At 55.1% G+C, this 26185-nt stretch carries 21 protein-coding genes; 4 read left to right on the plus strand and 17 right to left on the minus strand.

Translation table 11 applies throughout. The features are described from left to right. Nucleotides 1-22 precede the first annotated feature (22 nt). The 10 genes from fliD to MARHY_RS11995 all read right to left on the minus strand — a co-directional run bounded on the left by fliD (nucleotide 23) and on the right by MARHY_RS11995 (nucleotide 13400). On the minus strand, nucleotides 23-1996 hold the full coding sequence (gene fliD, locus MARHY_RS11950) for a flagellar filament capping protein FliD (RefSeq protein ID WP_041654845.1): 1974 nt from the start codon (nucleotides 1994-1996) through the stop codon (nucleotides 23-25). A 216-nt stretch (nucleotides 1997-2212) separates the two neighbouring features. Continuing rightward, nucleotides 2213-2647 carry a flagellar protein FlaG gene (locus MARHY_RS11955; protein WP_014422025.1) on the minus strand — a complete coding sequence of 145 codons (435 nt, stop codon included), beginning with the start codon at nucleotides 2645-2647 and terminating at the stop codon, nucleotides 2213-2215. Between the two features lie 71 nt (nucleotides 2648-2718). Then, on the minus strand, nucleotides 2719-4206 hold the full coding sequence (locus MARHY_RS11960; protein ID WP_014422026.1) for a flagellin N-terminal helical domain-containing protein: 1488 nt from the start codon (nucleotides 4204-4206) through the stop codon (nucleotides 2719-2721). 150 nt (nucleotides 4207-4356) lie between these two features. Continuing rightward, nucleotides 4357-7980 (minus strand): glycosyltransferase, encoded by a 3624-nt coding sequence (locus MARHY_RS11965; protein ID WP_014422027.1) that lies wholly within the window; start codon nucleotides 7978-7980, stop codon nucleotides 4357-4359. Then, nucleotides 7977-9032: a class I SAM-dependent methyltransferase gene (locus tag MARHY_RS18385; protein ID WP_014422028.1), complete on the minus strand. Its 1056-nt coding sequence runs from the start codon at nucleotides 9030-9032 to the stop codon at nucleotides 7977-7979. Before MARHY_RS18385 ends, MARHY_RS11965 begins: the two co-directional genes overlap by 4 nt. A 28-nt stretch (nucleotides 9033-9060) precedes the next feature. Beyond that, the gene (locus MARHY_RS11975; RefSeq protein WP_041654846.1) at nucleotides 9061-9714 is read right to left on the minus strand and encodes a DegT/DnrJ/EryC1/StrS family aminotransferase; all 654 of its coding nucleotides are present in this window, start codon (nucleotides 9712-9714) and stop codon (nucleotides 9061-9063) included. Continuing rightward, the gene (locus MARHY_RS11980) at nucleotides 9707-10849 is read right to left on the minus strand and encodes a DegT/DnrJ/EryC1/StrS family aminotransferase (protein WP_014422030.1); all 1143 of its coding nucleotides are present in this window, start codon (nucleotides 10847-10849) and stop codon (nucleotides 9707-9709) included. Before MARHY_RS11980 ends, MARHY_RS11975 begins: the two co-directional genes overlap by 8 nt. Beyond that, complete coding sequence (locus tag MARHY_RS11985) at nucleotides 10849-11541, minus strand: class I SAM-dependent methyltransferase (protein WP_041654847.1); 693 nt, start codon at nucleotides 11539-11541, stop codon at nucleotides 10849-10851. Before MARHY_RS11985 ends, MARHY_RS11980 begins: the two co-directional genes overlap by 1 nt. A gap of 9 nt (nucleotides 11542-11550) precedes the next feature. Beyond that, entirely contained in the window at nucleotides 11551-12270 is a 720-nt protein-coding gene (locus MARHY_RS11990; RefSeq protein ID WP_014422032.1) for a WbqC family protein, read from the minus strand. After that, on the minus strand, nucleotides 12267-13400 hold the full coding sequence (locus MARHY_RS11995) for a DegT/DnrJ/EryC1/StrS family aminotransferase (RefSeq protein WP_014422033.1): 1134 nt from the start codon (nucleotides 13398-13400) through the stop codon (nucleotides 12267-12269). The genes MARHY_RS11990 and MARHY_RS11995 overlap by 4 nt, the downstream gene beginning before the upstream one ends. 327 nt (nucleotides 13401-13727) lie before the next feature. Here MARHY_RS11995 and MARHY_RS12000 point away from each other — a divergent pair, with 327 nt between their 5' ends. Beyond that, entirely contained in the window at nucleotides 13728-15221 is a 1494-nt protein-coding gene (locus MARHY_RS12000) for a flagellin N-terminal helical domain-containing protein (protein WP_014422034.1), read from the plus strand. Between the two features lie 66 nt (nucleotides 15222-15287). Here the strand turns inward: MARHY_RS12000 and rfbC are convergent, their stop codons facing one another. From rfbC to rfbB, 4 genes are read right to left on the minus strand one after another with little or no spacing between them, the layout of a single operon-like run. Further along, nucleotides 15288-15830 (minus strand): dTDP-4-dehydrorhamnose 3,5-epimerase, encoded by a 543-nt coding sequence (gene rfbC, locus MARHY_RS12005; protein WP_014422036.1) that lies wholly within the window; start codon nucleotides 15828-15830, stop codon nucleotides 15288-15290. Nucleotides 15831-15847: 17 nt separating this feature from the next. Further along, entirely contained in the window at nucleotides 15848-16711 is an 864-nt protein-coding gene (gene rfbA, locus MARHY_RS12010) for a glucose-1-phosphate thymidylyltransferase RfbA (RefSeq protein WP_041654849.1), read from the minus strand. Further along, nucleotides 16708-17619: a dTDP-4-dehydrorhamnose reductase gene (gene rfbD, locus MARHY_RS12015; RefSeq protein WP_041654852.1), complete on the minus strand. Its 912-nt coding sequence runs from the start codon at nucleotides 17617-17619 to the stop codon at nucleotides 16708-16710. Before rfbD ends, rfbA begins: the two co-directional genes overlap by 4 nt. Further along, nucleotides 17619-18686, minus strand: coding sequence for a dTDP-glucose 4,6-dehydratase (gene rfbB / locus MARHY_RS12020; RefSeq protein ID WP_014422039.1), 1068 nt, complete (start codon nucleotides 18684-18686; stop codon nucleotides 17619-17621). Before rfbB ends, rfbD begins: the two co-directional genes overlap by 1 nt. 215 nt (nucleotides 18687-18901) lie before the next feature. On the opposite strand from rfbB, the gene MARHY_RS12025 reads away from it, so the two are divergent. Beyond that, complete coding sequence (locus MARHY_RS12025; RefSeq protein ID WP_014422040.1) at nucleotides 18902-20905, plus strand: tetratricopeptide repeat protein; 2004 nt, start codon at nucleotides 18902-18904, stop codon at nucleotides 20903-20905. 60 nt (nucleotides 20906-20965) lie between these two features. On the opposite strand, the gene sbcB is transcribed toward MARHY_RS12025, so the two are convergent. Then, entirely contained in the window at nucleotides 20966-22414 is a 1449-nt protein-coding gene (gene sbcB, locus MARHY_RS12030; protein WP_014422041.1) for an exodeoxyribonuclease I, read from the minus strand. Between the two features lie 45 nt (nucleotides 22415-22459). Further along, nucleotides 22460-23338 carry a DUF6160 family protein gene (locus MARHY_RS12035; RefSeq protein WP_041654854.1) on the minus strand — a complete coding sequence of 293 codons (879 nt, stop codon included), beginning with the start codon at nucleotides 23336-23338 and terminating at the stop codon, nucleotides 22460-22462. Nucleotides 23339-23690: 352 nt separating this feature from the next. Here MARHY_RS12035 and MARHY_RS12040 point away from each other — a divergent pair, with 352 nt between their 5' ends. Together MARHY_RS12040 and MARHY_RS12045 are read left to right on the plus strand one after the other, a co-directional pair. Continuing rightward, nucleotides 23691-24719, plus strand: coding sequence for a response regulator (locus tag MARHY_RS12040; protein WP_014422044.1), 1029 nt, complete (start codon nucleotides 23691-23693; stop codon nucleotides 24717-24719). A gap of 2 nt (nucleotides 24720-24721) precedes the next feature. Further along, nucleotides 24722-25672 carry a GGDEF domain-containing protein gene (locus tag MARHY_RS12045; protein WP_014422045.1) on the plus strand — a complete coding sequence of 317 codons (951 nt, stop codon included), beginning with the start codon at nucleotides 24722-24724 and terminating at the stop codon, nucleotides 25670-25672. Between the two features lie 37 nt (nucleotides 25673-25709). Here the strand turns inward: MARHY_RS12045 and MARHY_RS12050 are convergent, their stop codons facing one another. Next, nucleotides 25710-26078: a histone-like nucleoid-structuring protein, MvaT/MvaU family gene (locus tag MARHY_RS12050; protein ID WP_014422046.1), complete on the minus strand. Its 369-nt coding sequence runs from the start codon at nucleotides 26076-26078 to the stop codon at nucleotides 25710-25712. Nucleotides 26079-26185: the final 107 nt, after the last annotated feature.

The following is a 26185-nucleotide window of genomic DNA, read 5'->3' on the forward strand; positions in this document are numbered from 1 at the left end:
TCGTTACCGGGACTTGCCCCGCTTATCGATTACTGTTGTTCTGCGGAGCCAGTGCCGCAAGCTGCTGTGTCAGGTAATCGCCTGTACTGTTGAGCTGGGAGATCAGGGAATCCGCCGCCGTGAACTGGCTGACCAGCCGCTCACGGTAGGAGGCAATCCTGTCTTCCAGCCGGATCCGTTCCTCCTGAATCCGCTCAAGATCACGGCTCAGGCTATCCGTTTTTGCGTCGAGAATGCCGTCGGCACCCACAATGTCGGTGACAAGATTAACGGCCTGTTCACCAATACCTTCGATGAAATTTACCCGCCCGAGATCGCCGTCCTTATAGCCGGCAACCTGAAGCTGCATGCCTTTGGCACCGCCCGCGCCAGTGACGGTCAGTACCCGGCCATCACCGGTCGCCTCCTGGCCATTGACCGTACCGGCAACGTCTTTGCCTAAGGTTCCGGTTTTGGCGGAAAGCCCGAGCGCCGCACCATTTTCCACGGACAGGATGCTGACATTTGAATTACTGCCGAATGCTCCAGAGGTAAACTGGAGTACGCCATTGCTGTCGAGCCCTACCCGCACAGATTGCCCGGCTGCATTCAAGGCCGAGTTGCTGTCGATCTGGCTCTGGATTTCAGCCACCAGATCGGCCGCACTTGCGTAGGTTTGCTGGCTGAGCTGAATGGTAAAGTTGGTGGAACCGTCGACGGTGAACTCGATCTCGTCATTGGTACCGTCAATCACCACACCGTCGGCCAATGCCGAATCACCCAGCACGCCACCCTGAGTGGCAGCCTGGGTGATATTGATCGCGTAGTTTCCACGGGTTGTGCCGCTGCCAGAGCCAAGGAACTCAACGTCTGCGCTTGAGGTACGGCCCTGCTCGGCGAACAGCGCAGTCACGTCGTCCGGGTTCTTTTTCAGCTGCTCTTCAAACTTGGCACGATCAAAGCTCAAACCGCCGGTTTCATAGTCTGTGGTAATGCCGACATCAGCCAGGGTCCGAATACTGGCATTCTCAAGCCCTGGCACCACGCGGCCCAGAACATTGCGCAACTGCGCCTGGATTGAGCGGATGGTGGTATCACCCGAAAGAATACCGCCTTGCCCCGTCTCGGCATTAAAGCCGGACAACCCTTTGATGGTTGTCTGGAGGGCATTGAACTTTTCAACAAACGCTCCGACACGATCTGCTACCGCACCGAAATCCTGCTCGACTTTGATGGTGGAGGTCACACCTTCTGCTTTTGCCTCAAAACTCAGGCCATCAATAACATCCGTGAAGGAGTTGGTCGAACGGGTAATCTCAATACCGTTGATCTCGACCCTCGCGTCTTTGGCAGCGATGGTCTCCTGCATGTTCTGAGTGGTGTCGTTAAACACAAACTGGGACAGACCGGCAGCGTCGTCATTGCTACCATCATCATCGGTAACCGAAACGGAAATGGCATTTGCCTCGCCGGTTTCTTCGGAAGACAATACCAGCCTGAAGCCGCTACCTGTGTCGATAACGCCAGCCGATACGCCAATGCCCGCTTCGTTGATTTCGTCCGCCAGCCCCTGCAAGGTGTTGTTAGAACCATCGATGGTGAGCGTCGCCGATTTATCACCGGAAGAAATGGTGAACGATCCGGTACCGACCGACGTAGAGTCACGGTCAGCAAACGTAGAAGACGCCAGGGACTGCGACTGCGCAAGGCTCAACACATTGACGTTGTAGGTGCCACGGCTGGCCTTGGTGCTGTCTACCGTAACCGACACATCCTCATTTGAAGACGTTGCCGAAAAGGCTTTCAGATTGTCGGGCGCGCTCAGCTGACGCATCGGCAGCCGAAGCTCCGTGATAGCACTCTTCAAGGTGCCATAGGCAGAAATGAGCAACTCTGCCTTCTGGGTTCGGGTGTCGAGCCGATTCTCTTTAGGCGCACGCTCAGCTTCAACGAGCTGATCAACCAGATCAGAGTTCAGAACTCCCGAGCCGATACCTAATGCTGAAATATTTGCCATAACCATGCCTCCTCAAGGGGGCGCTTCGCTTACTTAGTCCTTTATCGGCTGCCAGCGGCAAAACTTTGCCTATATTTCGGCTAACCACTACACCAATTTGTAACACCCTGTAACGGACAGTCTAGCACCGTATAAAGCAGAACACCGCCGGACCCTGTCAGGGTGCGGCGGTGCTGAAATACCGTTGTCTGGCATCCGCGTAAAAGCGGCAAGCTTTCACACTTTGATGTTAAACAACGTCAGCGGTTCATCCTGCTGCAATTTTTCTGCCAACCTCATTGCCACTTCGTCCGGGATCTGACGGATGACTTCCTGGGTGCTCTGATCAACCACTTTAACAATGGTCTGCCCCATCTCGTTATCCACCTCAAACTGAAGATCCCGCTGCACATTCTGCACGAAATCATTCAATTGGCTCACCGCATCATTCAATTCATCCCGCTGCGCTTCCGAACGAGCCTGAAGCTTCTCGGCTCTGGATGTCTCAGTCGCGGCCTGCGGGCTCTGAATGGCTGAGCCACTCGAACCTGAAGCAGCAAGGTCAGGGGCTTTTCCGCCCTCGGCCTGAGATGACGACAGTGCCTTCCCCGGAGCCTGGGCGTTGGAACGCACCAGCTTGAGATCCGGGTTATTCAGGTTAACGTCATTCATAGCTTTACCTCGCTATTCCTCTAACGGCGTAAAGCCGGAACCCGAAGGTTCCGGCCGTTACCGCCAAGCCCTTACTGCAGCAGAGACAGAACCTGCTGAGGACGGGCGTTCGCCTGAGCCAGGACGGAGATACCGGCCTGCTGCAGCACCTGGGCCTTGGACAGCTTGGCTGTCTCAGCCGCGAAGTCCGCGTCCAGAATCCGGCTCTGAGCGGCGCTCAGGTTGGTGCTGGTGGACTCCAGGTTGGAGATGGTGCTTTCGAAGCGGCTCTGGATCGCACCAAACTTCGCACGCTGGGAGTTGATGGTGTTCAGTGCCGCGTCTACGGTCTTCAGGGCCTGGGTCGCGCTCTCGAAAGAGGAGATGTCCAGATCAGACACCTTGCGCAACTCAGAACCAGTATCCGCGAAGGCATTAGAGCTTGTGACATCGACCGCGAAGGAGCGATCAGAATCCAGCTGCAGATAGCCACTGGTTGCCACATCTTCAGCGGTGGTGTCCGCAGTCAGGGTTGCCGCAGCACCGGCATCCTGGAGCGCACCCTCGTCATCGCGGTACTGCTTGGTAATAGTCACGTTACCGGCGTTCTGCACCCCAGTATCGCCAACCACGATATCCGCACCCGTTTCGTTGGTCAGGACGATGGAAGCACCATCCTCGGCAACTTCTGCGGTGATACCGGTCTTGGAAGACTGGTCATTGATCGCCGCTACCGCAGCAGACAGAGAATCCTGGCCGCTGGTTGCGTCAATGGTGAAGGACACAGACTGAGCTTCGCTGTTGTCCGCAGTCAGATTCAGGGTATAGCTACCAGAAGCTGCAAAGGCCAGATCCACTTCGGTACGGGCCGTGGCGGTTACGCCAGTGTCTGCAGTCTTGGAGTTGATATCAGCAGCGATATCCTTGGATGTCGCGTTGGCCGCAACGCTGATGGTTTCTGAACCCAGGTAGCCGTTGATGGCCACAGAACCGGAAGACACACCATTCACCGCGCCACCACCAGAAGCGGCTGTGCCAGCTGCTGCACCGCTCGCGATCACCTGGTTGTTACCGTACTTGTCGGTACGCAGGTTGGAAGTAGAGGCAGAAATAGTTTCGTTGGCGTTGGCACCAACCTGGAACTGGGCGGAGCCGAAAGTACCGTCGAAGAGCTTCTGGCCGTTGAAGTTGGTAGTTGTTGCAATACGATCCAACTCAGAAACCAACTGGTTTACTTCGTCCTGCAGAGCCTGACGATCAGAGGAAGAGTTGGAAGCGTTAGCAGACTGAACCGCCAGCTCACGAACACGCTGCAGGATGTTGCCTGCCTCGCCCAAGGCACCTTCAGCGGTCTGCGCCAGAGAGATACCGTCGTTGGCGTTACGGGTTGCCTGGTTCAGACCACGGATCTGAGCTTCGAAGCGGTTGGAAATCGCCAGACCAGCCGCGTCGTCTTTGGCAGAGTTAATGCGCAGACCTGAGGACAAACGCTCCAGAGCCTGATTGGACTGGTTCTGGGATTTGTTCAGCTGGTTCTGAGCGGACAATGAAGCAACGTTAGTGTTAATACCGAGAGCCATAATGCTTCTCCTTCGACTGATGTCGTTTTCTCTTGAAACGGTCTGGCGCCCGATTCAAGTTTGGAGCGCCGCCCTGTTATTCCACTTAACGGCACGCTCAGACTCTCCTTTAGAAAAAATTTCGCTTCTTTTGTAAAAAAATGTAAGACATCAGAATTTAGTCCAGGCATTCAGCCAGAGCTTCAGATTGTCGCCTGACAGCATCCACTTTTCACGCACACTCTGCTTGAGCTTGTCACCCGCCCGGGCGGTCGCTTTCATATCCGAAAGATGCATTCGAATAGCATCGACCCAATCCTTGAAGCGGTTCTTTACGAGCGTGACCGGCAATCCGTGTGCCCGATACGGTTCGACATCGCTGCACACCACAGGATAACCACAGGCCCCGTACTCCAGCAGTCTCAGGTTACTCTTGCAACGATTGAACAGGTTGTCTTCCAGTGGCGCTATAGCCAGGTCCAGATTCAAACTGGCCAGCTTTCGCGGATACCGCGAAATCTCGATCCCCTCATGAACCTCTGCGACAAATGGACGAAGCTTGTCCGGGCACATGCCAAAGAACACCCACTCGACCTCATCAGCCAGTTCCTGCACAACCGCTTCAACCAGTTCGAGGTCACCGGTATGCCCCATACCGCCTGCCCAGCCCACCCTGGGCTTTTCGGACTGGCGCCTCAGGCTTTCCAGGTCTCCCCACCACGCCATTGGCAAACGGTTTTCAACCACCTGGATATCCGGGTGCAATCCGGAAAATGCCTCTGCCAGCGGGTAAGTTGAAACAACAAACCGATCCACATGCTTCAAGGAACGACGCAAGGACTTCAATATATCCTTTGGCATGTTTTCCCGGTACGCACTTTTGATCGGCAAATTCGGTAAATAGTCGTCGAGCTCGAAGACTGTCGGCTTCTTCAGTATCCGACGGGCTGATTGCATGTGCTCCACAGCCTGATCGGTGATCTGTCGCTGATACACCAGGACATCGGGATCCAACCGGGCCATTTCAGCAATGTTAAGCCAGTCAAAGTCCGCCATGCCGCCCGCGACGGCTTCTTCTTTCATGGCCAGTAACGGCTGCATGATCCGGTAGTGACCACAGCCCCAGGGATCCGCAGGGTGAGCAAGAATGGTGGAGAGTCCAAGGGCCTTCTGGGGCTGCCAGTTCAGCTCCACACGATGATCCACCTCAAATCCATTCGCTCTCAACGACAGGTTTCTGTTAAAAGCGGGGTCGTTGCCCATGTAGGGCAACCAGCGTTGAAACATCGCTTCCTGCTCTTTCTGGAAGCGACGAACCTTGTTCTCGTCGGCTGTTTTATCGACCGAGGTCTGACTGGCATTGGCAACATGCATCACCAGCGCATGGGGGGTCCAAACGCTCAGATAACCCGCCTGAGCCACCTTCAGACAGAAATCGATATCGTTGTAGGAGACGGCAAAGGCCTCCTCGTCCAATCCACCGACCTGCTCGTAAACTGATTTTCTGACCAGCATGCAGGCGCCAGTCACAGCCGAGTAATTCTGGTCGACCATGAGTCGGTTCATATAACCGGGGTCATTGGCCTCTGCATCAATACAAATGTGCTCAGCCGGCCCCCTCATGCCCACGACAACGCCAGCGTGTTGAACCTTGCCGTTGGGGAACAACAACTTGGCGCCAACAATGCCCACTTCCGGTCTTTGAGCATGGTTCATCAAGGCGTCGAGCCAGTCCTCTTTTATGATACCTGTGTCGTTATTGAGCAGCAGAACGTAGTCTCCCCGGCTTTGCGTTACCGCAAAATTGTTGATTGCCGAGAAATTAAAGGGCTTCGGGTAACGAAGCACGCGAAGGTTGGGCAGGCCCATACTGTTGAGGCCATCAAGCCATGTGCGCGCTTCAGGCGTTTCGCTGTTGTTGTCCACCACCAGAATTTCGTAATTCGGGTAGGCGGTCTTTTCGAGAATAGATTCCACACAGGTTTGCAGGAGATGTAGCTGGTCCTTGGTAGGAATAATGATCGACACAAGGGGCGCGCCGGCATGGGGGTAGCGAACCCGCAGACTGCTTGAGGTCAAGCCCGGCTCAATTCCGGCACCAGCATACCCTCGGCGTTCCAGATGACTTCGGATCACTGGTACGTATGCGGCCAGGTCGAACGTCTGCGTACCCGCGTGCAGCAGAAACAGGGGCTCGTCGGTACGGCCGATACAACCGAACCCCCGCTCCTCTATAAGGCGCAGGATGTAACCCAGCTCAAAAGCACTGTCATCGTTTTTGCTGAACCCACCAAGCTCGACCAGCGTTGCCCGGCGAAACAGCCAATGCCTGGACATATCGGCCGGTGAACTGAGCAACATATCGAGGTTGAGGCCGGGTCGGAAATAGCCGCTTTCGGTCTTACCATTGTTTTCGACCAGCTCATCACCATAAGCGGCATCCAGCACTGCACCAGAAGACTCAAGCTCAGCCAACAACAGCACCAGGCCCGCCGGGGTCAACTCGGAAGGCGTTCTGGCCACCACCAACCAGTCACTCTTGAGATCAGAGGCAGCCGCTTCGTTAAGCACCGAGATCAGGTCTGATCGGTCATATTCGGCAAAGGAAACGTCCTGAAAAAGCTCCTTCCGGTAGAACGATTCATCCGGGGTGAGCACCAGACACGACAGTGAGGGGCAGTAGTAGCGTGCGATCCTGAATGCCAGTACAGAAATATTGAGGTTGTAATCCTCCGGCTTTTCATCGATCAGAACCAGACACAGCGATTGCCGTGCTGCGGTTGTCTCCAGACGTTTGGCCAGAGGAATGGACAACTCACGCTGCCCGTACCAGTTATCGAGACTTATCACGCCGCCGGGACGACCACACTCTTCGGTACGTCGCTCGAGGTCGGAAAAGGACATCAAACCAGCGTCATCAATACCTCCGGCTTTTTGGTAAAAGCCCTTGAAATCGACTTTCTGGAAGTTGCTGCTTTGATCCCAAAGAGGTTTGGCCTGAACGTGCCCTTCCTGTTTGATCTCCCCGCCCAGCATTGCATCCAACTGGGCCAGGAAGGCTTTTCGGCCATTTTCACCGAGTGTCTGAGCGCTTGCGTGGCGTTGATTCTGACCAGCGTGAATGCGGAAACAGGATAAATGCTCCTGCACGTACCCAAGATCACCCACCATCAACAATCGGGCATAAACAGCCAGGTCGTTGACCGATGTGATCAGGCGATTGTTCAGGGCGCTCAAATGGGGATACGCGCCCAGCAGGTCTCTTCGGCGAACCATGATAGTACTGGGCTCACCAATGAAATTGATTGGAAACACCCGGAAAAACTCGAGCACGTCTTTTCCAAGTAACCGTGCGTCTTCGCGGACCGGCATAAGGTTAAAGAGCCGGTCCTGAAGCGCATTGCCGGAGTCATCAATCAGCTTCCGCCGGGAGGTGGCCAGAATAACGCCCGGCTGCTCCAGCGCCGACCTGAGTCTGACCACGCAGTTTTCCGCCAGCACGTCATCGTCGTTGAGAAACTTGATGTAGCGCCCGCGGCTGAGGCGAACGCCGTAATCCATTCCAACAAGGCCACCCAACTGTGTTGCGGACTTGATGTAGCGGATGCGAGCGTCATCATAACCAGTGACGACATCAGCCACCGAGTTATCGGCACAGTCATCCATCACCAGGATTTCGAAGCCCTCAACGTCTTTCTGAGCGTAGATGGAATCAATGGCCTCTCGCAGAAACCTGGCCTTGAAAGCCGTGATGATAAAACTTACGGCCAGGGTTTCGTTTTGCTGATCTGTCATTGGTCACTCTTTTCGGGTTTGGTTACAACGTAAAGAACGCTTTCTTTTTTCAGGCCAAGCGACTGGTAAACGGCAGTACCAAAATACCCGACATCCAGCAGTTGCAACCTGAACCCCGCGTTCTGTACCCGGGAGACATAGCCCTCCCGGTTGTACAGACGAACATGATCGTCCTGGCCAAAGCGCCGCCACCTCTCGGCTTCCCGCTCCTCAGCAGGGTCCTCATCAATCTCGTCAAGGTCACAGATAATCGGCACCATCAACAGCGCACTGCAACCTGGCCTCAGAACGCGAAACAACTCTGACAATGCTTTGGCATCGTCCTGAACGTGCTCCAGAACATGACTGCACACGAAAAAGTCCAGGCTGTTCGCATCAAAAGGCAGATCCATCAGATCAACCCTGTGATCCACTCCCTGCATGGCGAAATCGGCAGTCTGGTAATCGGCGAAGCCAATCTGCTTTAACCAGCGGGAGAAACCCGGTTCCGGCGCGAAATGCATGACGCTGGCATCACGGGACAATTCACCTCGACATAAAAGGGCGGACAGCCAGTACGCATAAAGACGCTCCCGGTCCGACGCACCGCAAGACGCACAGGTATAGGAATCGTGGGCTGTCATTTCACCCTGGCCAAAATATTTGAAGCCATTGTCCTCGGCATGCTTCCGGTAGAACTCCGGAAGCGCGTGGAACCCCTGGTTAACGGCATTACACAGGGGGCAATAGCTTTTAGAAAGGTGACGCGCGATCACCTGCTCCGGCGGAATCACCGGTGCTTTAGCCGCGCCACGCTCCTTCATGACTTCAACCAGGTTGTCGAGGATCAGGCGAGACGTGTTTGCCTGCAACTCTGACGCTTCTCGGAACTTATTGATGGCTGATTCGAAGTCACCATGTTTGAACTGCGCCACCGCGATGTCATTTGACAACGCATCGTAGCTTCCGATGACCGACTCAACCTGCAAAAGAAGTTCTGCAGCGCGCTTATAGTTGCCAGCTCCGAACTCGCTGTAGGCGCTGGCCTTCAATTGTTCTATTTCAGCGCTCATGTCTTACCTCTAGTAATCTTTGTGGCGGCTATGACCAGCCAAGGGAATTTGCCAGATAATCCAGAACCGTTCCGGCCTGTGCTTCCGAATATCGACCGTTGCAAGTGACAAACACCGGTACCTGTTTGCGAACACCGTAACTGCTACGAACGTTGCGGGCTCTCTCCGCGAGCTCGTCAGAGTTAAACAGTAATACCGCGCCACCGTGCCTTGTTGGTAACTCCAGCAGGACTGGCTCAGGAAAGCCATCGGAAATCCCCTGCTCCGGGCGGTCGCTTGACCAGTCCGGATAATGGACGACAAGCTGCTGCTGGCCCTGACCAACCGCTGCACAGTTCAAGTCGCGTTCCTCCCTGAGCGTCCGAAACAGGACATCGGTGTCCTGAACAACACTGTCGGGGTTATCCAGAGCATGAACTGAAAGACCACTGAACGCCCCTACGTGTACCAGGCACGGATCTTCATCCCCGGGGTAATAGACCAGGCGTGAATGCTGCCCTGTTCGCAACGCAATCAGGGCCACCAGAAGCCCCAGCTCCAGGCTTCCGACCAACACCGCGTGCCGGGCCCCCATGTGTTCTTCCAGTGTCTGCTCCAGCGCACGGGCAAGAGGCCCATGGTTCGTAAAATAGCGGTTGGCCAGAATGTCGGAAACCACTTTACGGGCATTGTATTCAGCCATCACAACCCCCGGGGACGTCCGATAGTAGAGACTTGATCATGGCGACGACATGCGTCACATCCGCTTCAGAGACTCTGAAGCCACAGGGTAGATTGAGCAATGCCCGGGCAGCACGTTCGGTTGCGGGAAGAGGCTCCGGGCACAAAACCGGGTACTCATGGCTTTTGCTATGAAGCGGTGGTGAATAGTGGGCCCGGGCCAGAACGCCAGCCTGATTCAGATTCCGCACAATGCAGTCTCTTTCTTCCCCGCTCACGCCTGGAACCTCAACAACAATATTTTTGAATGATGTTTGCTGAGCCTCATCAAACGCGAGAAGCCGGATACCGGCAACCCCTTTGAGCTCTCTTTGATACGCCCGGTAAATCCTGCGGTTGTGGCGGACGTTTTCTTCTATTTCGTCCAGTCCGGCAAGGGCAAAAGCAGCATGGATATCGGGCATGTCCGAAGCGAGCCAGTGCCCGGGTTTCAGACGTCGGGCGTTACTTTTGTCGCGGGATCTGAAATCACGAAGCCTGCCTGCATAGGCACTGTCGTTCACACACACGTAGCCGCCCTCCAATCCATTGATCAGCTTGCTCGCGTGCAACGAGAACACCTCGGGCACATCAAAAGACCCTACGCGTTTTCCCTGCCAGGTTTCGTGAACGGACTCCACGGCATCGATGACCATTGGCACGGCATATTTCGCTGCAATCTCTGTCAGTCGCGAAACATCGCAACAATTCACGATGGGATGAACCGCAAGGATGGCTGCGGTGTTTGACCCAATAGCCCGCTCAACTGACTCGGGAGAGATAGCCAGCGTGGACTCATCAATGTCCACGAAACGGGGAACCTTACCGGCCCAGAACACAACATCAGCCAGCCGGCGGTAGGTAAACGACGGGATAATGACCTCTGGAGCATCAAGGGCACTTAACCGCAAGCTCGCCACCAATGACCAGAAACCCGTGGACATGGCCACGCAGTGTTCAGCCTGATGGTACTCACAGAGACGTTTCTCAAGTAACGACACTAACCAACCCGGACGGCTCTCCCCACCGTTTTCAAGCCACTGATCTATATACCTCAGAATGCGCTCTTTCTCAGGCTCGTAAAGGTTGGATGTTGAGAGAAAGCCTGTCGAAGACATCAGACTGGCCTCGTCATAAGCACATCAAATCGGTAGCCGGCGCCGTAGAAATCATTCGGCATCGTCATGATGTCTACGTTAAAACCGCATGCTTCGCCCAGGGCAACGAACTCGTCCGCGCTCCACCAGACCCCAATCGGCGACTTCGGGTCGTCCAACCGATAATCCGCGACATTGCGCCGCTGGAAGAAATCGGCCGCCTTCGTTTTATCCGGCACATTGCCGATAAAGATTCGCTCACAGGCGCTGTACTGACTCCAGATGGTCTTCAACAGCGTGCTCACTGAGCCAGCGGAAAGATAAGAGATCACACCGTAGACGAGCACCCGCGTAATTCGGGAAGCCTCAGTAAACTCAAGGGTCGCCTCTACCGCATCCCCACAATAGAAATGCGTTTTGCCCGGTATCGAAAAAAACTCCCGGGCCACACCAACCAGGTACTCCGAAAAATCTACGCCATGGTATTCTGATATCGAATCAAACAGATAGCTGGCCAGCGCGGCGTTTCCACATCCCAGGTCCAGGAGAACGTCGCCTGGCCGAAACTGTAGCGCCCCCGATATCTGATCCACGATCATCCGAATATCCTGCTCACTGACAGGCTTGCCATTCACCGTCCGCTTGATCTGTTGCCAGAACGCGTCGCGATCAAACTGTTTCGGGTATTCCTTGTGCAGATAATCGTCACTCATCACTGACACTCAGGCTGGGTGGAGGGTGAAGTCGTTCAGCAATATGTCTTGCAGCGTCCCCTCATCACACCACATCAAGGCGTCGAGGATGGACAGGTTCGGAACGTAATCGTAGCCATTCTGAACGTACGGGCGAATAGTCGATTCCATAAAGGAGAGACCAATGCCCGCCTCACGGAACTGTGCAGGGTCAAACAGAGCCTGCCCCCCCATTGGGTTAATGTAGTGCTCCGCCCCCATGGCCTTGGCGATCTTGAGCGCCCACTCCCCGGAATGGGCGACCTGATCGATCCCCAGGTCCAGCTCAGAATACACCAGGATCTTTGTATTGATGCCAAGATGATCAGCCAGTACCCGGAGACTGTGGGTCAGAAATCTGGACAGGACAGCGTTGGGCGCCCCGATGGCTGATTCAAAAACCGACATGGTTTTCCGATAGTTCGGCGCGCGACGATAATGAACCAGCTTACCTGTGAGGCTTTTACGCCAGTCACTGCTGTCGTCAATCTCAATGTCATCAATGAAATCGAAACGCCCCCTTTTGCTCAGGGGTACGGTGATGTACTGCCACCCTTTCTCCGGATTGGGGTGCAAAACACGATTGCGATTGACCCACCCCTTGTTCACAAACTGGCAATGATCAAACACAACCCAGGTGTCCGCGTGCGCCATCAACTGAAAATAGCCCGGATACGGAAAGAAATAGGGTTGCATAACCGCCAGTTTCATTGCCCGCGTCCTGAAGCCCCATGATGGCCATTGGCGGCTTCACGGAGACAGCTTATGATTCGGCCAAAATCCTCATCATTGAGGTCGCTATAGATTGGCAGACAAAGAATTCGCTGGGCGGTATCTGCGGCATTTTCGAACACCGCCGAAGGGTCAAAGTACATTGGAAAATCGGAGACCAGCGGATAGAAATAGCGGCGTACCAGAATCCCCTGCTTTCGGAATTCAGAATAAAGGTCATCCCTGGACAGTGGGAAGCTCTCATTTACCAGAACCGGACAGTAGGAGTAATTCCACTCAGTGTCGACCGGCTCTTCCATCAGTTGCAGGCCTTCAATACCCATGAGTTCCTCACGATATTTCCGGTACACACTCTGCCGGGCCCGAATGTCGGAATCAATTTTCTCAAGCTGTAACAAGCCCAACGCTGCCTGGAACTCGTTCATCTTGCCGTTAATACCCGGGGCGACCACCGTGGTCTCGTTGGCAAAACCGAAGTTCTTCAGGTAATCGACCCGCTGCTTCGTTTTCTTGTCCTTGAGTATCAGCGCCCCACCCTCGAAGGTGTTGAACACCTTGGTGGCGTGAAAGCTGAGCACGGAAATATCACCAGCCTCCAGTAGGCTCCGGCCCCTGTATCTGACTGCAAACGCATGGGCCGCATCATATATAACGTGCAACCCGTAAAGATCGGCGATTCGCTGGATTTCATCAATATTTGCAGGAGTCCCATAGCAGTGTACGGGGAGTATGGCTGTGGTCTCCGGGGTTATCGCGGCTTCAATTTTTGAGGCGTCGAGGTTAAAGCTATCCGGCTCGATATCCACGAAAACAGGCTTGAGCTTGTTCCATAACAAAGCATGGGGCGTCGCCGCGAAGGTATAGGGCGTGGTAATCACCTCCCCGGTAACGCGCATCGCCTGCAAAGCAGTAACCAGAGCAATCGTGCCGTTAGTGAACAGGGACAGATGTTCGACCCCCAGATACTCGCAAAGGCGGGCTTCCAATTCCTCATGAAAGCGCCCACCGTTGGTTAACCGCCCGCTTTTCCAGATTTCCTCCAAAAGAGGCTGCAGCTTTTCAAGATCAGGAAGGCTGGGCCGGGTAACGGTAATCAGGTCATCAGCCACGTAGGCGTCCTCAAAAAGTCGTTATTGTTCATCTACTTCAATCCTAGCAGTAAACAGAACCCGGGCTCCAATGAGTTTCTTGTTCACCCATACCGGCAAATCCTTACCTCTCGGCCGGTCATTTTATTGACAACGCGGCAAGAAAACGAAACCGCGTCAGCACCATCCCTCCTTAAAATTATGTTATTAAAGTATTTTTTTAAACATGGCACGCGCCTGGCTTTGATCCCTGCAAACGGCAAATTAACGAATTCCAGCCGGCAAAGGTTCACCTTCTCGTTTTTCGACGAACCAGCCCCCGGCAAAAGCTGAGCAGGGAGAACAGACATGCCTCAGATCATCAACACCAACATCGCGTCGCTGAACGCTCAACGCAACCTGAACGCCTCTCAGCAGGACGCAAACACAACACTTCAGCGCTTGTCCTCAGGTTTGCGAATTAATTCAGCAAAAGACGATGCGGCCGGGCTGGCAATTGCGGAACGCTTTACCTCGCAAGTAAAGGGCCTGAACCAGGCGGTACGAAACTCCAATGACGGTGTCTCGCTCGCTCAAGTAGCTGAGGGCGCGCTGGGGGAATCTGGCAACATCCTTCAACGGATGAGAGAACTGGCCGTGCAGGCTGCGAACGCCACCAACTCTGCTTCAGACAGGAAAGCCCTGCAGGCCGAGGTGAATCAGCTCAAACAGGAGCTCGAGCGGATCGCAACCACCACAGAGTTCAACGGCCTTAAACTTCTCGACGGAACGTTCCAGGCTCAGAAATTCCAGGCCGGTGCCAACGAAAACCAGACCATTTCTGTGTCGATCACCGGTACCAGAATTGACACTTTGGCAAACAACACGGTCGAGACCATCGCCAGCGGTAGCTCCACAGGCTCTATCACCGTAGCCTCAGGTGGTACGGCACCCGCACTGAATGCGATACAGCCTCAGGATATTACGATTTCCAGTTCGCTTGATGAGCAGACGGTTAACATCACAGCCTCTGGTGCCACAGCAGAATCGATTGCCGCCGAAATCAACAAAGCCGCCGAAACAACCGGTGTCTCCGCGAGTGCCCGCACCAGCGTTGAGCTGTCCAACCTGAGCGCAAGCGGCACCGTGACAATGAGCCTGTCGACCGGCGATGGCAACAATGCAACTATCTCCGCCCAGATATCCGACGTTAACGACCTTGAGCCATTAGCCCGCGAGATCAACGCCAGCAGTGGCAAAACCGGCATTACGGCCGAAGTGGATGGCGGAACCATCAAGCTCATCCAGGAAAGCGGTAAAGACGTTGTCATTGAAGGCTTTACCAGCAATGGAGCTGGCTCGCCGACGATGGATCTGACCGGCTCCTCCCAGGCGACAGCCCAGTTGGCCACAGGCGGTAACGACAGCGCCCGGATAGCTGGTGAGATAAACTTTGACTCCGCTTCCAGCTTTGCCGTTTCCTCTACGGTGGCCGGTGGCGCAGGCGGCATTTTCGCAACCACAGACACCTTTGGCTCCGACCCGGAAAAAGTAGCCGACATCGACATCAGTACTTTCGAGGGCGCCAGCAGTGCGATGAGAGTGCTCGACTCTGCATTGGAAACCATTAACGGAATCCGCGCAGACCTGGGTGCAGTGCAGAACCGGCTGGAATCGACCATCGCCAACCTGAGCACCACGTCAGAGAATCTCTCTGCAGCTCGCTCCCGGATCCAGGATGCCGACTTCGCGGCGGAGTCTGCGAACCTTGCCAGAACCCAGGTTCTCCAGCAGGCCGGTCTCTCAGTTCTGGCTCAGGCCAACGCCCGCCCCCAGCAGGTACTTCAGCTGCTGCAGGGCTAACACACCAAAACAAATGTCCCAACAAAAAAGCCAGGGCAACCTGGCTTTTTTGTTTCTGCTACAACACTAGGGAAATAATTCCCGGAAAGGCCGGCCGGCAGCGTCTTTGTCAGAAATGATCAACCGACGGGTTTCGACACTCCCCCAGTCGATACCCAGGTTTTCATCATCCCACCGAATACAGCGCTCAAACTCCGGAGCGTAGAAGTCCGTGCACTTGTACTGGAAGTCCGCCTGCTCGCTCCTGACCAGAAAACCATGCGCAAACCCAGGAGGGATCCACATCATCCGGTGATTGGTATCGGACAGCACTTCGGACACCCATTGCCCGAACGTCGTGGAATCCGGACGAATATCCACGGCCACATCCAGCACCTCTCCCTGGCTCACCCAGACAAGCTTGCCTTGTGGTCGTTCGCACTGATAGTGCAGGCCCCGCAACGTGTTCCGGCAGGAGCGGCTGAAATTGTCCTGTACGAAGGACAGGTTCAGTCCCAGCTTTTCCAGCTGTCGCTGATTCCAGGTTTCCTTGAAGAACCCCCTGCTGTCCCCGAACACCCGGGGTACCAGCACTTTTACATCGGGTATCTTGGTTTCAATGATATCCATGGTCGCCTTGTTGTCTTCTATTGCGCGAGTCGTCTGAGGTAGTGGCCATAACTGTTTTTATCAAGCTTATCCGCCTGAGCCAGCAACTGATCACGGTCTATGTAACCCATTCGAAAAGCAACCTCCTCAAGACAGGCAATCTTCAGTCCCTGCCGCTTCTCAAGCGTTTCAATAAAACCGGACGCTTCATAAAGAGAGTCAAACGTTCCCGTATCTAACCAGGCAAAACCACGACCAAGGAGCTCCACGTTCAATTTCCCGGAAGCCAGATACGCCTGGTTTACCGCAGTGATCTCAAGCTCTCCACGCGCCGAAGGCGAAATGCTCCTGGCAATCGAAACCACATCGTTATCGTAAAAATACAGACCCGTGACCGCATAGTCGGACTTTGGCACCGCGGGCTTTTCCTCAATGGAAACCGCTCGCCCCTCCTCGTCGAATTCAACAACGCCAAACCGCTCGGGATCTTTCACCTGATAGCCGAAAATCGTAGCACCGGAGTCAAGCGAGGCCGCCCGCTGAAGTTTCTGGCTCAAGCCCTGGCCGTAATAGATGTTGTCCCCTAACACCAGGCACACGCTCTCTGCACCAATAAACGACGCACCAATAAGAAATGCCTGGGCGATACCCTCTGGCCTGGGTTGAACCGCGTACTCGATCTCGATGCCAAACTGGCTGCCATCGCCCAGCAGCCTTCGGAATGTGGAACTATCCTCAGGTGTGGTGATAATCAGGATTTCCCGAATACCCGCCAGCATCAGTATCGACAGCGGGTAATAGATCATGGGTTTGTCGTAAACCGGCAACAGTTGTTTAGACACGCCCTGAGTAATGGGGTACAGCCGGGTTCCGGATCCACCAGCCAACACGATACCTTTCACAGCTGCCTCCGTTTCTCGAAATAAAGCCCTTCGTCGACAACCCGAATCACGCCCGTGGTCCAATCCGGAAGCTCCAGATCAAAAGCCTTTTCAAGCCGGGATGTATTCAGGCAGGAATTCTTCGGCCGCAAAACCTCTGAGCCATAGACCGCAGCCGTTACCGGGACAATGGCCGCATCGTCAATCACCTGCCCGGCCGATCGCTCCCTTAACAGGTCTGCAATCAGACAGCTATAGCCGTACCAAGACGTTGCCCCACTCGCAGTCAAGTGATAAAGCCCGCATAACGCACGATCTGGGTAGGTGCGGGCAACAGCATGAGCAGTCACGTCCGCCAGCAGCTCTGCCGAGGTCGGCGCACCCCGCTGATCATCAACCACCGTTAGCCGATCTCTCTCACGCAAGAGCTTCAGCATCGTTGTCAGGAAATTCTTGCCACGGACGGAGTAGACCCAACTGGTTCGGAAAATAAGGTAGTCGCAACCTGACGCCATAACTCGACGGTCACCGTCGAACTTGCTCTCACCATAGACATTCAAGGGCTGTGCAACGTCCGTCTCGGAATAGGCGTCATCAGACTGGCCGTCGTAAACGTAATCGGTTGAATAGTGAACCATCAAGGCACCACAGCGCGCCGCCTCCTGCGCCATGGCTTCAGGCGCCAGAGCATTGATGGCAAAAGCCCGCGCCCGTTCGTGCTCCGCTGCCGGCACATCGGTGTAAGCGGCGGCATTCACCACCACATCCGGACAATGGCGCCGAATGGTTTGCCTCAGGCCCTCCAGGTCACCTAAATCACCACCCTCTCCCGGCTTTCTGGCAGGTACCACTAGCTGCCCGAGAACCGACAACGCACGCCTCAACTCCCAGCCAACCTGGCCCTCACCACCAAACAGAAGAATGCGCATCAAACGCTCCCCGACCGATAACTGCCGTCGGCAATTCGCTCGCACCAGTTCTGGTTATCCAGATACCAATACACTGTTTTCCGAAGCCCGGATGTGAGGGTTTGTTTTGGTTCCCACTCCAGGTCACGGCGGATCCTGGAAGCATCGATAGCATAGTGCAAGTCGTGCCCGGGCCTGTCCTCAACGAAGGCGATCAGGTCTTCAAAACGCTGAACTCCTTGCGGTTTCTCGGGAACAACTTCCTCCAGTACATCACACAAAGCACGAACCAGATCAATATTCCTCATCTCGGCATTACCGCCAATGTTGTAGGCCTCGTTCGCACTGGCTTTCGTGAGCACTAGATAGAGAGCCTCAGCATGATCCTCAACGTAGAGCCAGTCCCGGATCTGACGCCCGTCACCGTATACCGGCAAAGGTTTACCTGCCAGCGCGTTGGTAATCATCAGCGGTATGATTTTTTCTGGAAACTGAAACGGCCCGTAATTGTTGGAGCAATTGGTAATAAGAATCGGCAAACCATAGGTTCGACTCCAGGCCCGGACCAGGTGATCCGAACTGGCCTTGCTTGCACTGTAGGGGCTGCTCGGGGAGTAAGGCGTTTGCTCGGTGAAGGCGGTTTGTCCTGTCCGTGAATCCGCCAGATCACCAAACACCTCATCGGTGCTGACATGATGGAACCGAAACATCTGGCGCTCACCTTCCTCAAGCCGGCCCCAGTATGCGCGGGTAGCCTCGAGCAGGGTATAGGTTCCAATGATGTTGGTCTCAATGAAAACTGCAGGCCCCTCAATAGATCTGTCTACATGGCTCTCGGCAGCCAGGTGCAGCACAGCAGAAGGCCGGTACCGTTCCAACAGGCGATCCACCAGCTCACGGTCACAGATATCGCCCTTTTCAAACACAAAACGAGGATGGCCCTTGAGCCCGGCCAGATTGTCCAGATTGCCGCAATAGGTGAGCTTGTCAAGCACCACAACGCTATCGTCAGTGCGCTCAATAATGAACCGTGCAACGGCAGAGCCAATAAACCCTGCCCCACCTGTTACGAGAATTGTCCTCGTCATGCTATTGCTTCCCGTCATAAGTTCCCGGCGTCTCTTTTCCTGGCATCGAGGCCCGAGTATAACCAAAACCTTCAACTCGTCGCTGTAAACAGACACGACTATGGACAAAACTGAAACTGGCACACCTTTCGCTACACCTCCCCCAAACCCCGGCAAACCGTCAAAAAACTGCAGACCTTTGCCGCATCGGATATTGGCTGGTAACGAGGTGTTCCATGCAAGTACAACATCATAACGCGCATCTTTCCCGCTCCGTTCAGGCTCAGGTCGCGCGCCTGGTGCTCCAGGCAAACCTGGCGTACGGCGAGTCCAACAGCAACGGGCTCTCCTACATTCAGCGGCTGAAAGCGCGCAATGAATGCCGGGAATACCTGAATCAGGCGCTGGCGCTGGAGGCCGATCACGCAGCGGCCCTTGGTCTGCTCGGCCGAGTGGAGATGGACGACGGCCAGCTTGAAAAGGCCCATGCCCTGTTCAATGCCAGTCTCAATCGGCAACCGGCGCAGGCCCAGCAATACTGCAACCTGGGCTATTGGGCACTGAAGAGCGAGCGCCCCGCCCTGGCGGAGGAGTATTTCCTGCAGGCACTGGAATGCGACCGGCAATCTGCCGCCGCTTTCTGCGGCGTTGCTCATGCCAAACGGCTGCAAGGCCAGTTTGATGTTGCCTATCTGCACTACCGCAAGCTACTCCAAAGCGGATCGGAATGGGATTCTGTCTATTCCGGCATGCTCTCCTGCGCGCAGCACCTTCAGGTTCACAAAGCCGACAGCGATCTGGCGCTGGACGCCATTGCCCTGCTTCGGCAAGAAGGTCTGCCACACCAGGAAATCGGCCACTTTGTCGGCGCAATCATCCAGCAGCAATACGACCTGGATAACCCTAACGCCGAAATCTTCCTGGATGCCGCGGCAGAAGATGAATTGCTGATCCTGGCGCTCCAGAAAACTCTGATGCCCAATGCCGCTGTGGAAGAACTGGTGGTGCTACTGCGCCGCGCCATTATGGCGGAGGTCGCTCAAACGGCCAGCCTGAGGGACGAACTGCAGCCCCTCTGCCTGGCGATCGCGGAATACGCCGACCGCACCGGCTTCGCGCTGGCCGCGGAAGACGATGAGGAACGCCTGGCGGCCACCATCAATGAAAGCATCATGGCGCAATTCGCCGTAGGGGAACCTCAAGAGGCCCTGATTGGCTCTCTGATGATCAGCGCCATGTATGGTGCGCTTTTCCACCAGAACTTTGCAGTTCAACTCGGCCAATGGAACCTGGTGGACTGGCCACTGGCCATGCAACCCATTATGGCAGCCAGCTACTACAACCGGGCAGAAGAAGAGGCCATCAAGCAGAATTTTGACGAAAAAGCCGAGGAACTCTGCCTGGAGAAAACCGATGTGCCCCAGGCATGGCCGGCCTGGAGCCAGCTGGCCTATCGGACGGAGACCAGCCTGAAAGCCGTGATGGCGCAGGAACTTGGCCTGAACACCGACAACCTCCCCGCCGCGTTGCGGATTATGGTGTGCGGCGCTCAGTCTGGCCAGCGAGCCATGGAGCTGGCGCAATACCTGAACGATGTCGAAGTGATTGCAGTTGATGAATCCCTGGCCAATATCGCCAAAGGCACCCGCATGGCCCAGAGCCTGAACATGGACAACATCGTGTTCTGGCCCTGGTCCATCGCACAGCGTTTTGTGGCCGATGGTCACAAGGTCCATTGGGTGGAAGTGGGCCGTGTGCCCTCACCGGCCATGACCGAGCTTTCTCTGGCCGCACTCATCAATACTGCCTCGAACACCGGTGCCATTGTGCACATGCACACGGCGCTGGCCGAGCAAACCCAGGGCGACAAACAGATTCGCCGCCTGGTCGCGGAGCACAATCTGCAGCCCACTCGTACCGCCCTGCGTCAACTTCGCAGGATGGTATTGGCCAACCGGCAAGATACCCTCTGGACAGAGCTGCTGAAGGACGAGGACTTCTACAGCCTGGGCGGCTGCCGCGATCGATGGTTCCGGCCGCAAGACGCCAACCAGCTCAAAGAGCTGCTGGCCCTGGTGAGCAATGAAGTGGAGTGGAAGCTGATTAAAGCCCGGGACGAAGATGGCCACAGCCTGGCCACCGGCCCGGTACAGCGCCAGATCCAGGCGGAAGCCCTGGGTAGTGAAGTTCAAAGCCTGATGGGGCAGAACCTGAGCGTGTATTTCCAGCGTCGGCGCTAATCGGCGCCACCCAGATCCCGGGACAATCCTCACGCGAGGATGCCCGGGGTCTTCAATTCGCTACAGGTAGGGAATCAAAGATTCACCGTAAAGATGTAGATCTTCCAGAACCTGCTGCTTTTTGGGCGTCAGCTCAGGATCAGAGGCCAATCGCTGAAGTTCCCGACCGTAAGCCTCCAATGAACGCCACCCCTTTTTCGGCTGCATCAACCGTTCGGTACGAAACTGCTCCCAGCGCTCCATTTCCTCGCCAATCAGGGTATCCGGATAGTTGCGGGCACGGTAACGGAACAGCATCTCCGGCAGGCGCGCATCTTCAAACCTCACTTCCTGCTCGGCCAGGGTTTCCACGGGCTGGGTCAGCAACCAGTTGAGTTTCTCCCGGTCGGTTTTGCTGATAAACCCGCCCGCGTACAGTTGCTCGTCGGGATCGGTCAGGTCGCTGCCCTGGAAATCCTGTTCGAAGGCCTGGGCAATGCGGGCGGGCAGATCTGGTGCTTTGCGCAGTTTGGCCAGGTTGGCCCGCAGTACGTCTCCATCCAGCTCCAGCTCGGCCAACCGCTCCTGTGACAGCGTGGAGAGCATGGTCGCTGGCGCCAGCACAGGGCACTTGTTCAATTGCACGCCTTTCAGTGGAAAGCGGCTAACACCCTCCCCCAGTTCCGCCTGAGACGTAAATACCCGCTCACGTATCTCCTCGACCGAGGCATTGATCAGCGCCTCCGGGTCTTCCCGAAGATCGTAAACGATCACCTGGTTTTTGTTGCTCAGGCTCTCTGCCAACGGTGCCACCAACGCACAACAACCTCTTGTAGCCGGATATTTAGCAGAAATATGAAACACCGGCTTCATAGCGGCGGTATCCAGCATTTGCCGCGCGGAATGTTTGTCTTTATTGTTCAGAACGAAATCAAACAGTTTGGGCTGCTTTTCCTTGATCAGCTTTGCCACGGCAATGGTGGCCAGCACATCCGACATGGCATCGTGGGCAGCCTCATGAGCAATGCCATTGGCCACCGTCAGCTCTTCCAGCCTGAAACTCGGGCTGCCATCTTCTTTGCGGGGCCAGTGGATACCTTCCGGCCGCAAGGCGTAGGTCAGCCGCACCATATCAATGATGTCCCAGCGAGAGTTTCCGTTCTGCCATTCCCTGGCGTAGGGATCCCGGAGATTGCGATACAGCGTATGCCGGGTCACTTCATCATCAAACCGCAGGCTGTTGTAGCCCACGGCACAGGTACCGGGCTGGCTGAAAGCCTCATTAATCTGGGCGATAAACTCGGCTTCCGGAAATCCGTCCTCCAACGCTTTCTGGGGAGTAATACCAGTAATCAGGCAGGCTTCGGGGGATGGCAGGTAATCGTCGGCTGGCTTGCAATAGATCACCAGCGGGTCTTCGATGATATTCAGATCCGCATCGGTGCGCACACCCGCAAACTGGGAGGGCCGGTCATGAACCGGGTCTACGCCAAAGGTTTCGTAATCGTGCCAGTAGAAAGAGCGGATCAAAGGAAGACTCCTGCGTGTTGGTTCAGAGGCAGGAGTCTAGCAAAATCAAAACAGCTTGGTACCCATATCCGTCTGATGGGTGCGCAGGCGGTCAATGCCATCCGGGCCAACAAGTTGGCTCAGATCCACGGTCATGTTGGTAGGCAGGTTAATAAATACCCCTTTCCCAACACTGATGGTGTTGGCACCGTCCAGCGTTTGCCAGGCTACGCCGTCATCGCGCTGAAAACCGACGAAAAACGCATCTGTAAACCCGATGGTGCCATCGGCACTGCCGTTATCCTCACCTATGGTCAGTGATTGCAGGTGGGTAAGTGGCGTGCAGTTAGCTCCGGAAACACAGGAGTTGGGATCAATACCAATGTGAGAGGCACGGTAGTTGGTGGCCGCGCCACCATCGCCATCAAACAGATAGGTATCGTAAACCGCACCGGTTGCATCCTGCACTTTCAGGCCGATGTCGCCGCTGAAGCTGGTGGTATGGGACGACACCGAGCCCCTTGCCTGCCCAAACCCCATGCGGAATCCGGCAAGGCCCGCGGCATCCTCCGCCAGTTCGATGTAGGGCATGCGCGCTTCGAAAGGAATTTCATCCCCGGCATTGTAGGTCTTGCCATTGAAGATCTCGCCGTCGTTACGGGCGATATGACCAAGGGCCAGGTGGGTGGCAGAGAAGTCCGTGCCGCCATTGATCTGGCCGGCCTGAATATCGTCAATATTCACACGGGTCTCTACATCCATGGTCAGCGTCATGCGCGTGAACTCATGGTTCTGGCCGGGGATGTTTTCAATCTGCATAAAGGCCTGCCCGGTTACCTCGCCCATCGCATTGTCTGAAATGGGCTCCAGTTCTGCCTGGGAAACGGGCGAAATACCCAGGCAGAGCATGGCAAGGGCAGCGCATCCGTACGCTTGCGTTGTCATAGATTGTGTCTCTGATTGTTTTAGTGAGTCAGTTTCGACACCCGACTCCATGCCTGCCCGCTGGTTTTACTATTTCGATGCTGGCATGCGGCCCGTTATTCTTTGTAACAAACTGTTTCTTTTTGACCGCAACACGACTATATCCGACCGAGCCTCGTACATTGAGTGAGGTACATCACATTCATTCATTACCTGGCCGTCATTTGTTGTTCAAGCTTGATGTTCGTCACAGGACTAAACTAACTTAGGAACCAATATGTAGCTTAGCGAACTTGTAATGTAGCCCGCATATACACAACGCTTGAGATTGGTATACTTACGCCCTTTCGTTAAAGGCCCCAAACGGCACTCCATGACCACCAGAATATTGATCTGCGACGACTCTGCACTGGCGCGCAAACAAATGGCCAAAGCTCTGCCACCCGGCCTGGCAGACGACATCCTCTTCGCCAAAGATGGCAAGGAGGCGCTAACCATACTTCGCGATCAGAAAGCCGAGCTGTTATTTCTGGACCTGAACATGCCGGAACTCGACGGCTACCAGGTGCTGGAACACATCCGCTCAGAGGATCTTCCAGTTCTGACCATCGTGGTCTCGGGCGACATTCAGCCGGAAGCCCGGGAACGTGTGCGCAGACTGGGTGCCATCGACTTCATCAAAAAGCCAACCGACACCGGCGTTGTTTCCCGACTGCTCGAAGAGTACGGTTTCTATCGCCCTTCCGAACTCGAAGACACTGCCCTTAACGACGCCAGCCTTCATACCCGAGAGGCAGCCAGTCCGGAAATATCGGTAAGCCTGAGTGATTACCTGCAGGAGATATCCAACGTCGCCATGGGGCGCTCCTCCGACTTGCTGGCCCGGCTGCTGAAGGTATTTGTCAAACAACCTATCCCCAAAGTTGCGTTTATCGCCAACTCCGAGCTGCACATGGCAATATCGGCTGCGCAGCGAGCAGAAGACTACTCAGCCGTTTGCCAGGGCTTTACCGGCGCCGGTATCGCAGGCGAGGCCCTCCTGCTGTTTGAAGACGCCAGTTTCCGGGAAATGGCCGAACTGCTTCACTATGACGTGCTGGAAGGCGAATCCGTGAACGTGGAAGTGCTCATGGATATGTCGAGCATCTTGTTTGGCGCGTTCATCAACGGTATTGGCGATCAACTCGACCTGAAGCTGGGCCTGGGTCATCCGACCGTTCTCGGCCAGCACCGCCCGGTTAACGAACTGTTGGATCATCACAGCAAGCGGGAAGAACAGCTGCTGTGTATTGAGATCAGCTATGCTCTGGAAAACCGGGATATCCGCTGCAACATGCTGATCCTGCTAACCGAGGACTCCATCCCATTTCTTGAAAAACGCCTCGCGTATCTGGTGGATTGACTATGGCCTTTAATCAGGGCGCCAACGAATTCCATTGGCTGATGGACATGCTCGAATCCGTCGAGGTGGGGCTGGTCGTGCTGGACCTGGATTTCCACGTCCAGGCATGGAACGGCTTCATGGAACACCACAGTGGCATTACCGCCAGCCAGATTCAGGACAAGGTTTTGTTCGAAGCCTTTCCGGACATCCCGGAAGCCTGGCTTACCCGAAAGGTAGACGCCGTCGCCATGCTGAACACCCGGGCCTTTACGTCCTGGGAACAGCGCCCTTACCTGTTCAAGTTCCGGAATACACGCCCGATCACAGGCACGGAAGAATACATGTTCCAGAACCTGACCATCAGCCCGATCACCGCTCCGAACGGAGAGGTGGAGAAGGTGTGCCTGCTGATTTACGACGTAACCGAATTCGCCAGCAGCAAACGGGCCCTGGAACGTGCAAACGAACAACTGGCGAAACTCAGCATGACAGACCGGCTAACAGGGCTGCTGAACCGGGGCACCTGGGAAAACCTGGTGGATGCCGAATATGAACGTTTCCGGCGCTATGGCCAGGCCACAAGCCTGGTGATGTTCGATATCGACCACTTCAAACCGGTGAATGACACCTACGGCCACCTGGCCGGAGACGAGGTGATTCGCCATACCGCCGAGGTCACTCGCAATAACATCCGGCAATCGGACAGCGCCGGCCGCTATGGCGGTGAAGAGTTCGGCATTATTTTGCCAGAAACCGATGCCGAGAGTGCCCGGGTCATTTGCGAGCGCATTCGTGAGGCGATTGAGAACAGCACGGTTAGCACAACGGCAGGCGATATTCGCTACACAGTAAGCATGGGCATCGCGCAATTAACTGAAACGCCAGAGAACTATATGCAGTGGATGCAAAAGGCAGATGAGGCTTTATATAAAGCCAAGGAAAGCGGGCGGAACAAAGTCGTAATCAGTTAATATCCCCCTCCCTCTATTGAGGGAGGGGGATAAGCAGTTAATCCTGCTGCCAGCTCTGTACCGCTTCCTTACCGTGCTTTTCACGCCACTCATTCAGAGTCTTGTGATTACCACCGCGGGTTTTTACCACTTCACCAGTGTGCGGGTTTTTATAGGTTTTCAGCGGACGCTTGGCACGGGTACCGGTTGCAGTCTCGGCCTTGGCGCCAGCGATAGAAGGATCAATAGCAGACAGAATCTGCAGAACGTCCTTCGGTGATTTGTCATACTCTTTCATCAAATCGCGAACTTTGTTTTCGAATTCCAGTTCGCTTTTCAGTGCCTGGTCCTTTTCGAGCTTCTCCAGCTCGGCGGCCAGCTTTTCCATCAGCTGCTTCTTCTGGTAATAATCATTAATCTTTGCCATGGAAATAAAACCTTTTATCGTGGGGTTTTAAATACTGATTGAATATGACCGAAAGTCGAAACAAATAATAATAGAGAAACCGAAACGAGGCAAAATTAATTACTTAA

This window comes from Marinobacter nauticus ATCC 49840, assembly GCF_000284615.1.
GTDB lineage: Bacteria > Pseudomonadota > Gammaproteobacteria > Pseudomonadales > Oleiphilaceae > Marinobacter > Marinobacter nauticus.

Bases quoted from the DNA above. Each gene is read 5' to 3' on its own strand.
- MARHY_RS12045 (WP_014422045.1), top strand. From the start codon at position 24,722: ATGGCCTTTAATCAGGGCGCCAACGAATTCCATTGGCTGATGGACATG.
- MARHY_RS12000 (WP_014422034.1), top strand. From the start codon at position 13,728: ATGCCTCAGATCATCAACACCAACATCGCGTCGCTGAACGCTCAACGC.
- MARHY_RS12035 (WP_041654854.1), bottom strand. From the start codon at position 23,338: ATGACAACGCAAGCGTACGGATGCGCTGCCCTTGCCATGCTCTGCCTG.
- MARHY_RS11985 (WP_041654847.1), bottom strand. From the start codon at position 11,541: ATGAGTGACGATTATCTGCACAAGGAATACCCGAAACAGTTTGATCGC.
- rfbB (WP_014422039.1), bottom strand. From the start codon at position 18,686: ATGACGAGGACAATTCTCGTAACAGGTGGGGCAGGGTTTATTGGCTCT.
- MARHY_RS11965 (WP_014422027.1), bottom strand. From the start codon at position 7,980: ATGACAGATCAGCAAAACGAAACCCTGGCCGTAAGTTTTATCATCACG.
- MARHY_RS11960 (WP_014422026.1), bottom strand. From the start codon at position 4,206: ATGGCTCTCGGTATTAACACTAACGTTGCTTCATTGTCCGCTCAGAAC.
- MARHY_RS11980 (WP_014422030.1), bottom strand. From the start codon at position 10,849: ATGTCTTCGACAGGCTTTCTCTCAACATCCAACCTTTACGAGCCTGAG.
- MARHY_RS12025 (WP_014422040.1), top strand. From the start codon at position 18,902: ATGCAAGTACAACATCATAACGCGCATCTTTCCCGCTCCGTTCAGGCT.
- MARHY_RS11955 (WP_014422025.1), bottom strand. From the start codon at position 2,647: ATGAATGACGTTAACCTGAATAACCCGGATCTCAAGCTGGTGCGTTCC.
- fliD (WP_041654845.1), bottom strand. From the start codon at position 1,996: ATGGCAAATATTTCAGCATTAGGTATCGGCTCGGGAGTTCTGAACTCT.
- MARHY_RS11975 (WP_041654846.1), bottom strand. From the start codon at position 9,714: ATGGCTGAATACAATGCCCGTAAAGTGGTTTCCGACATTCTGGCCAAC.
- rfbC (WP_014422036.1), bottom strand. From the start codon at position 15,830: ATGGATATCATTGAAACCAAGATACCCGATGTAAAAGTGCTGGTACCC.
- MARHY_RS12040 (WP_014422044.1), top strand. From the start codon at position 23,691: ATGACCACCAGAATATTGATCTGCGACGACTCTGCACTGGCGCGCAAA.
- MARHY_RS18385 (WP_014422028.1), bottom strand. From the start codon at position 9,032: ATGAGCGCTGAAATAGAACAATTGAAGGCCAGCGCCTACAGCGAGTTC.
- MARHY_RS12050 (WP_014422046.1), bottom strand. From the start codon at position 26,078: ATGGCAAAGATTAATGATTATTACCAGAAGAAGCAGCTGATGGAAAAG.
- rfbD (WP_041654852.1), bottom strand. From the start codon at position 17,619: ATGCGCATTCTTCTGTTTGGTGGTGAGGGCCAGGTTGGCTGGGAGTTG.
- MARHY_RS11990 (WP_014422032.1), bottom strand. From the start codon at position 12,270: ATGAAACTGGCGGTTATGCAACCCTATTTCTTTCCGTATCCGGGCTAT.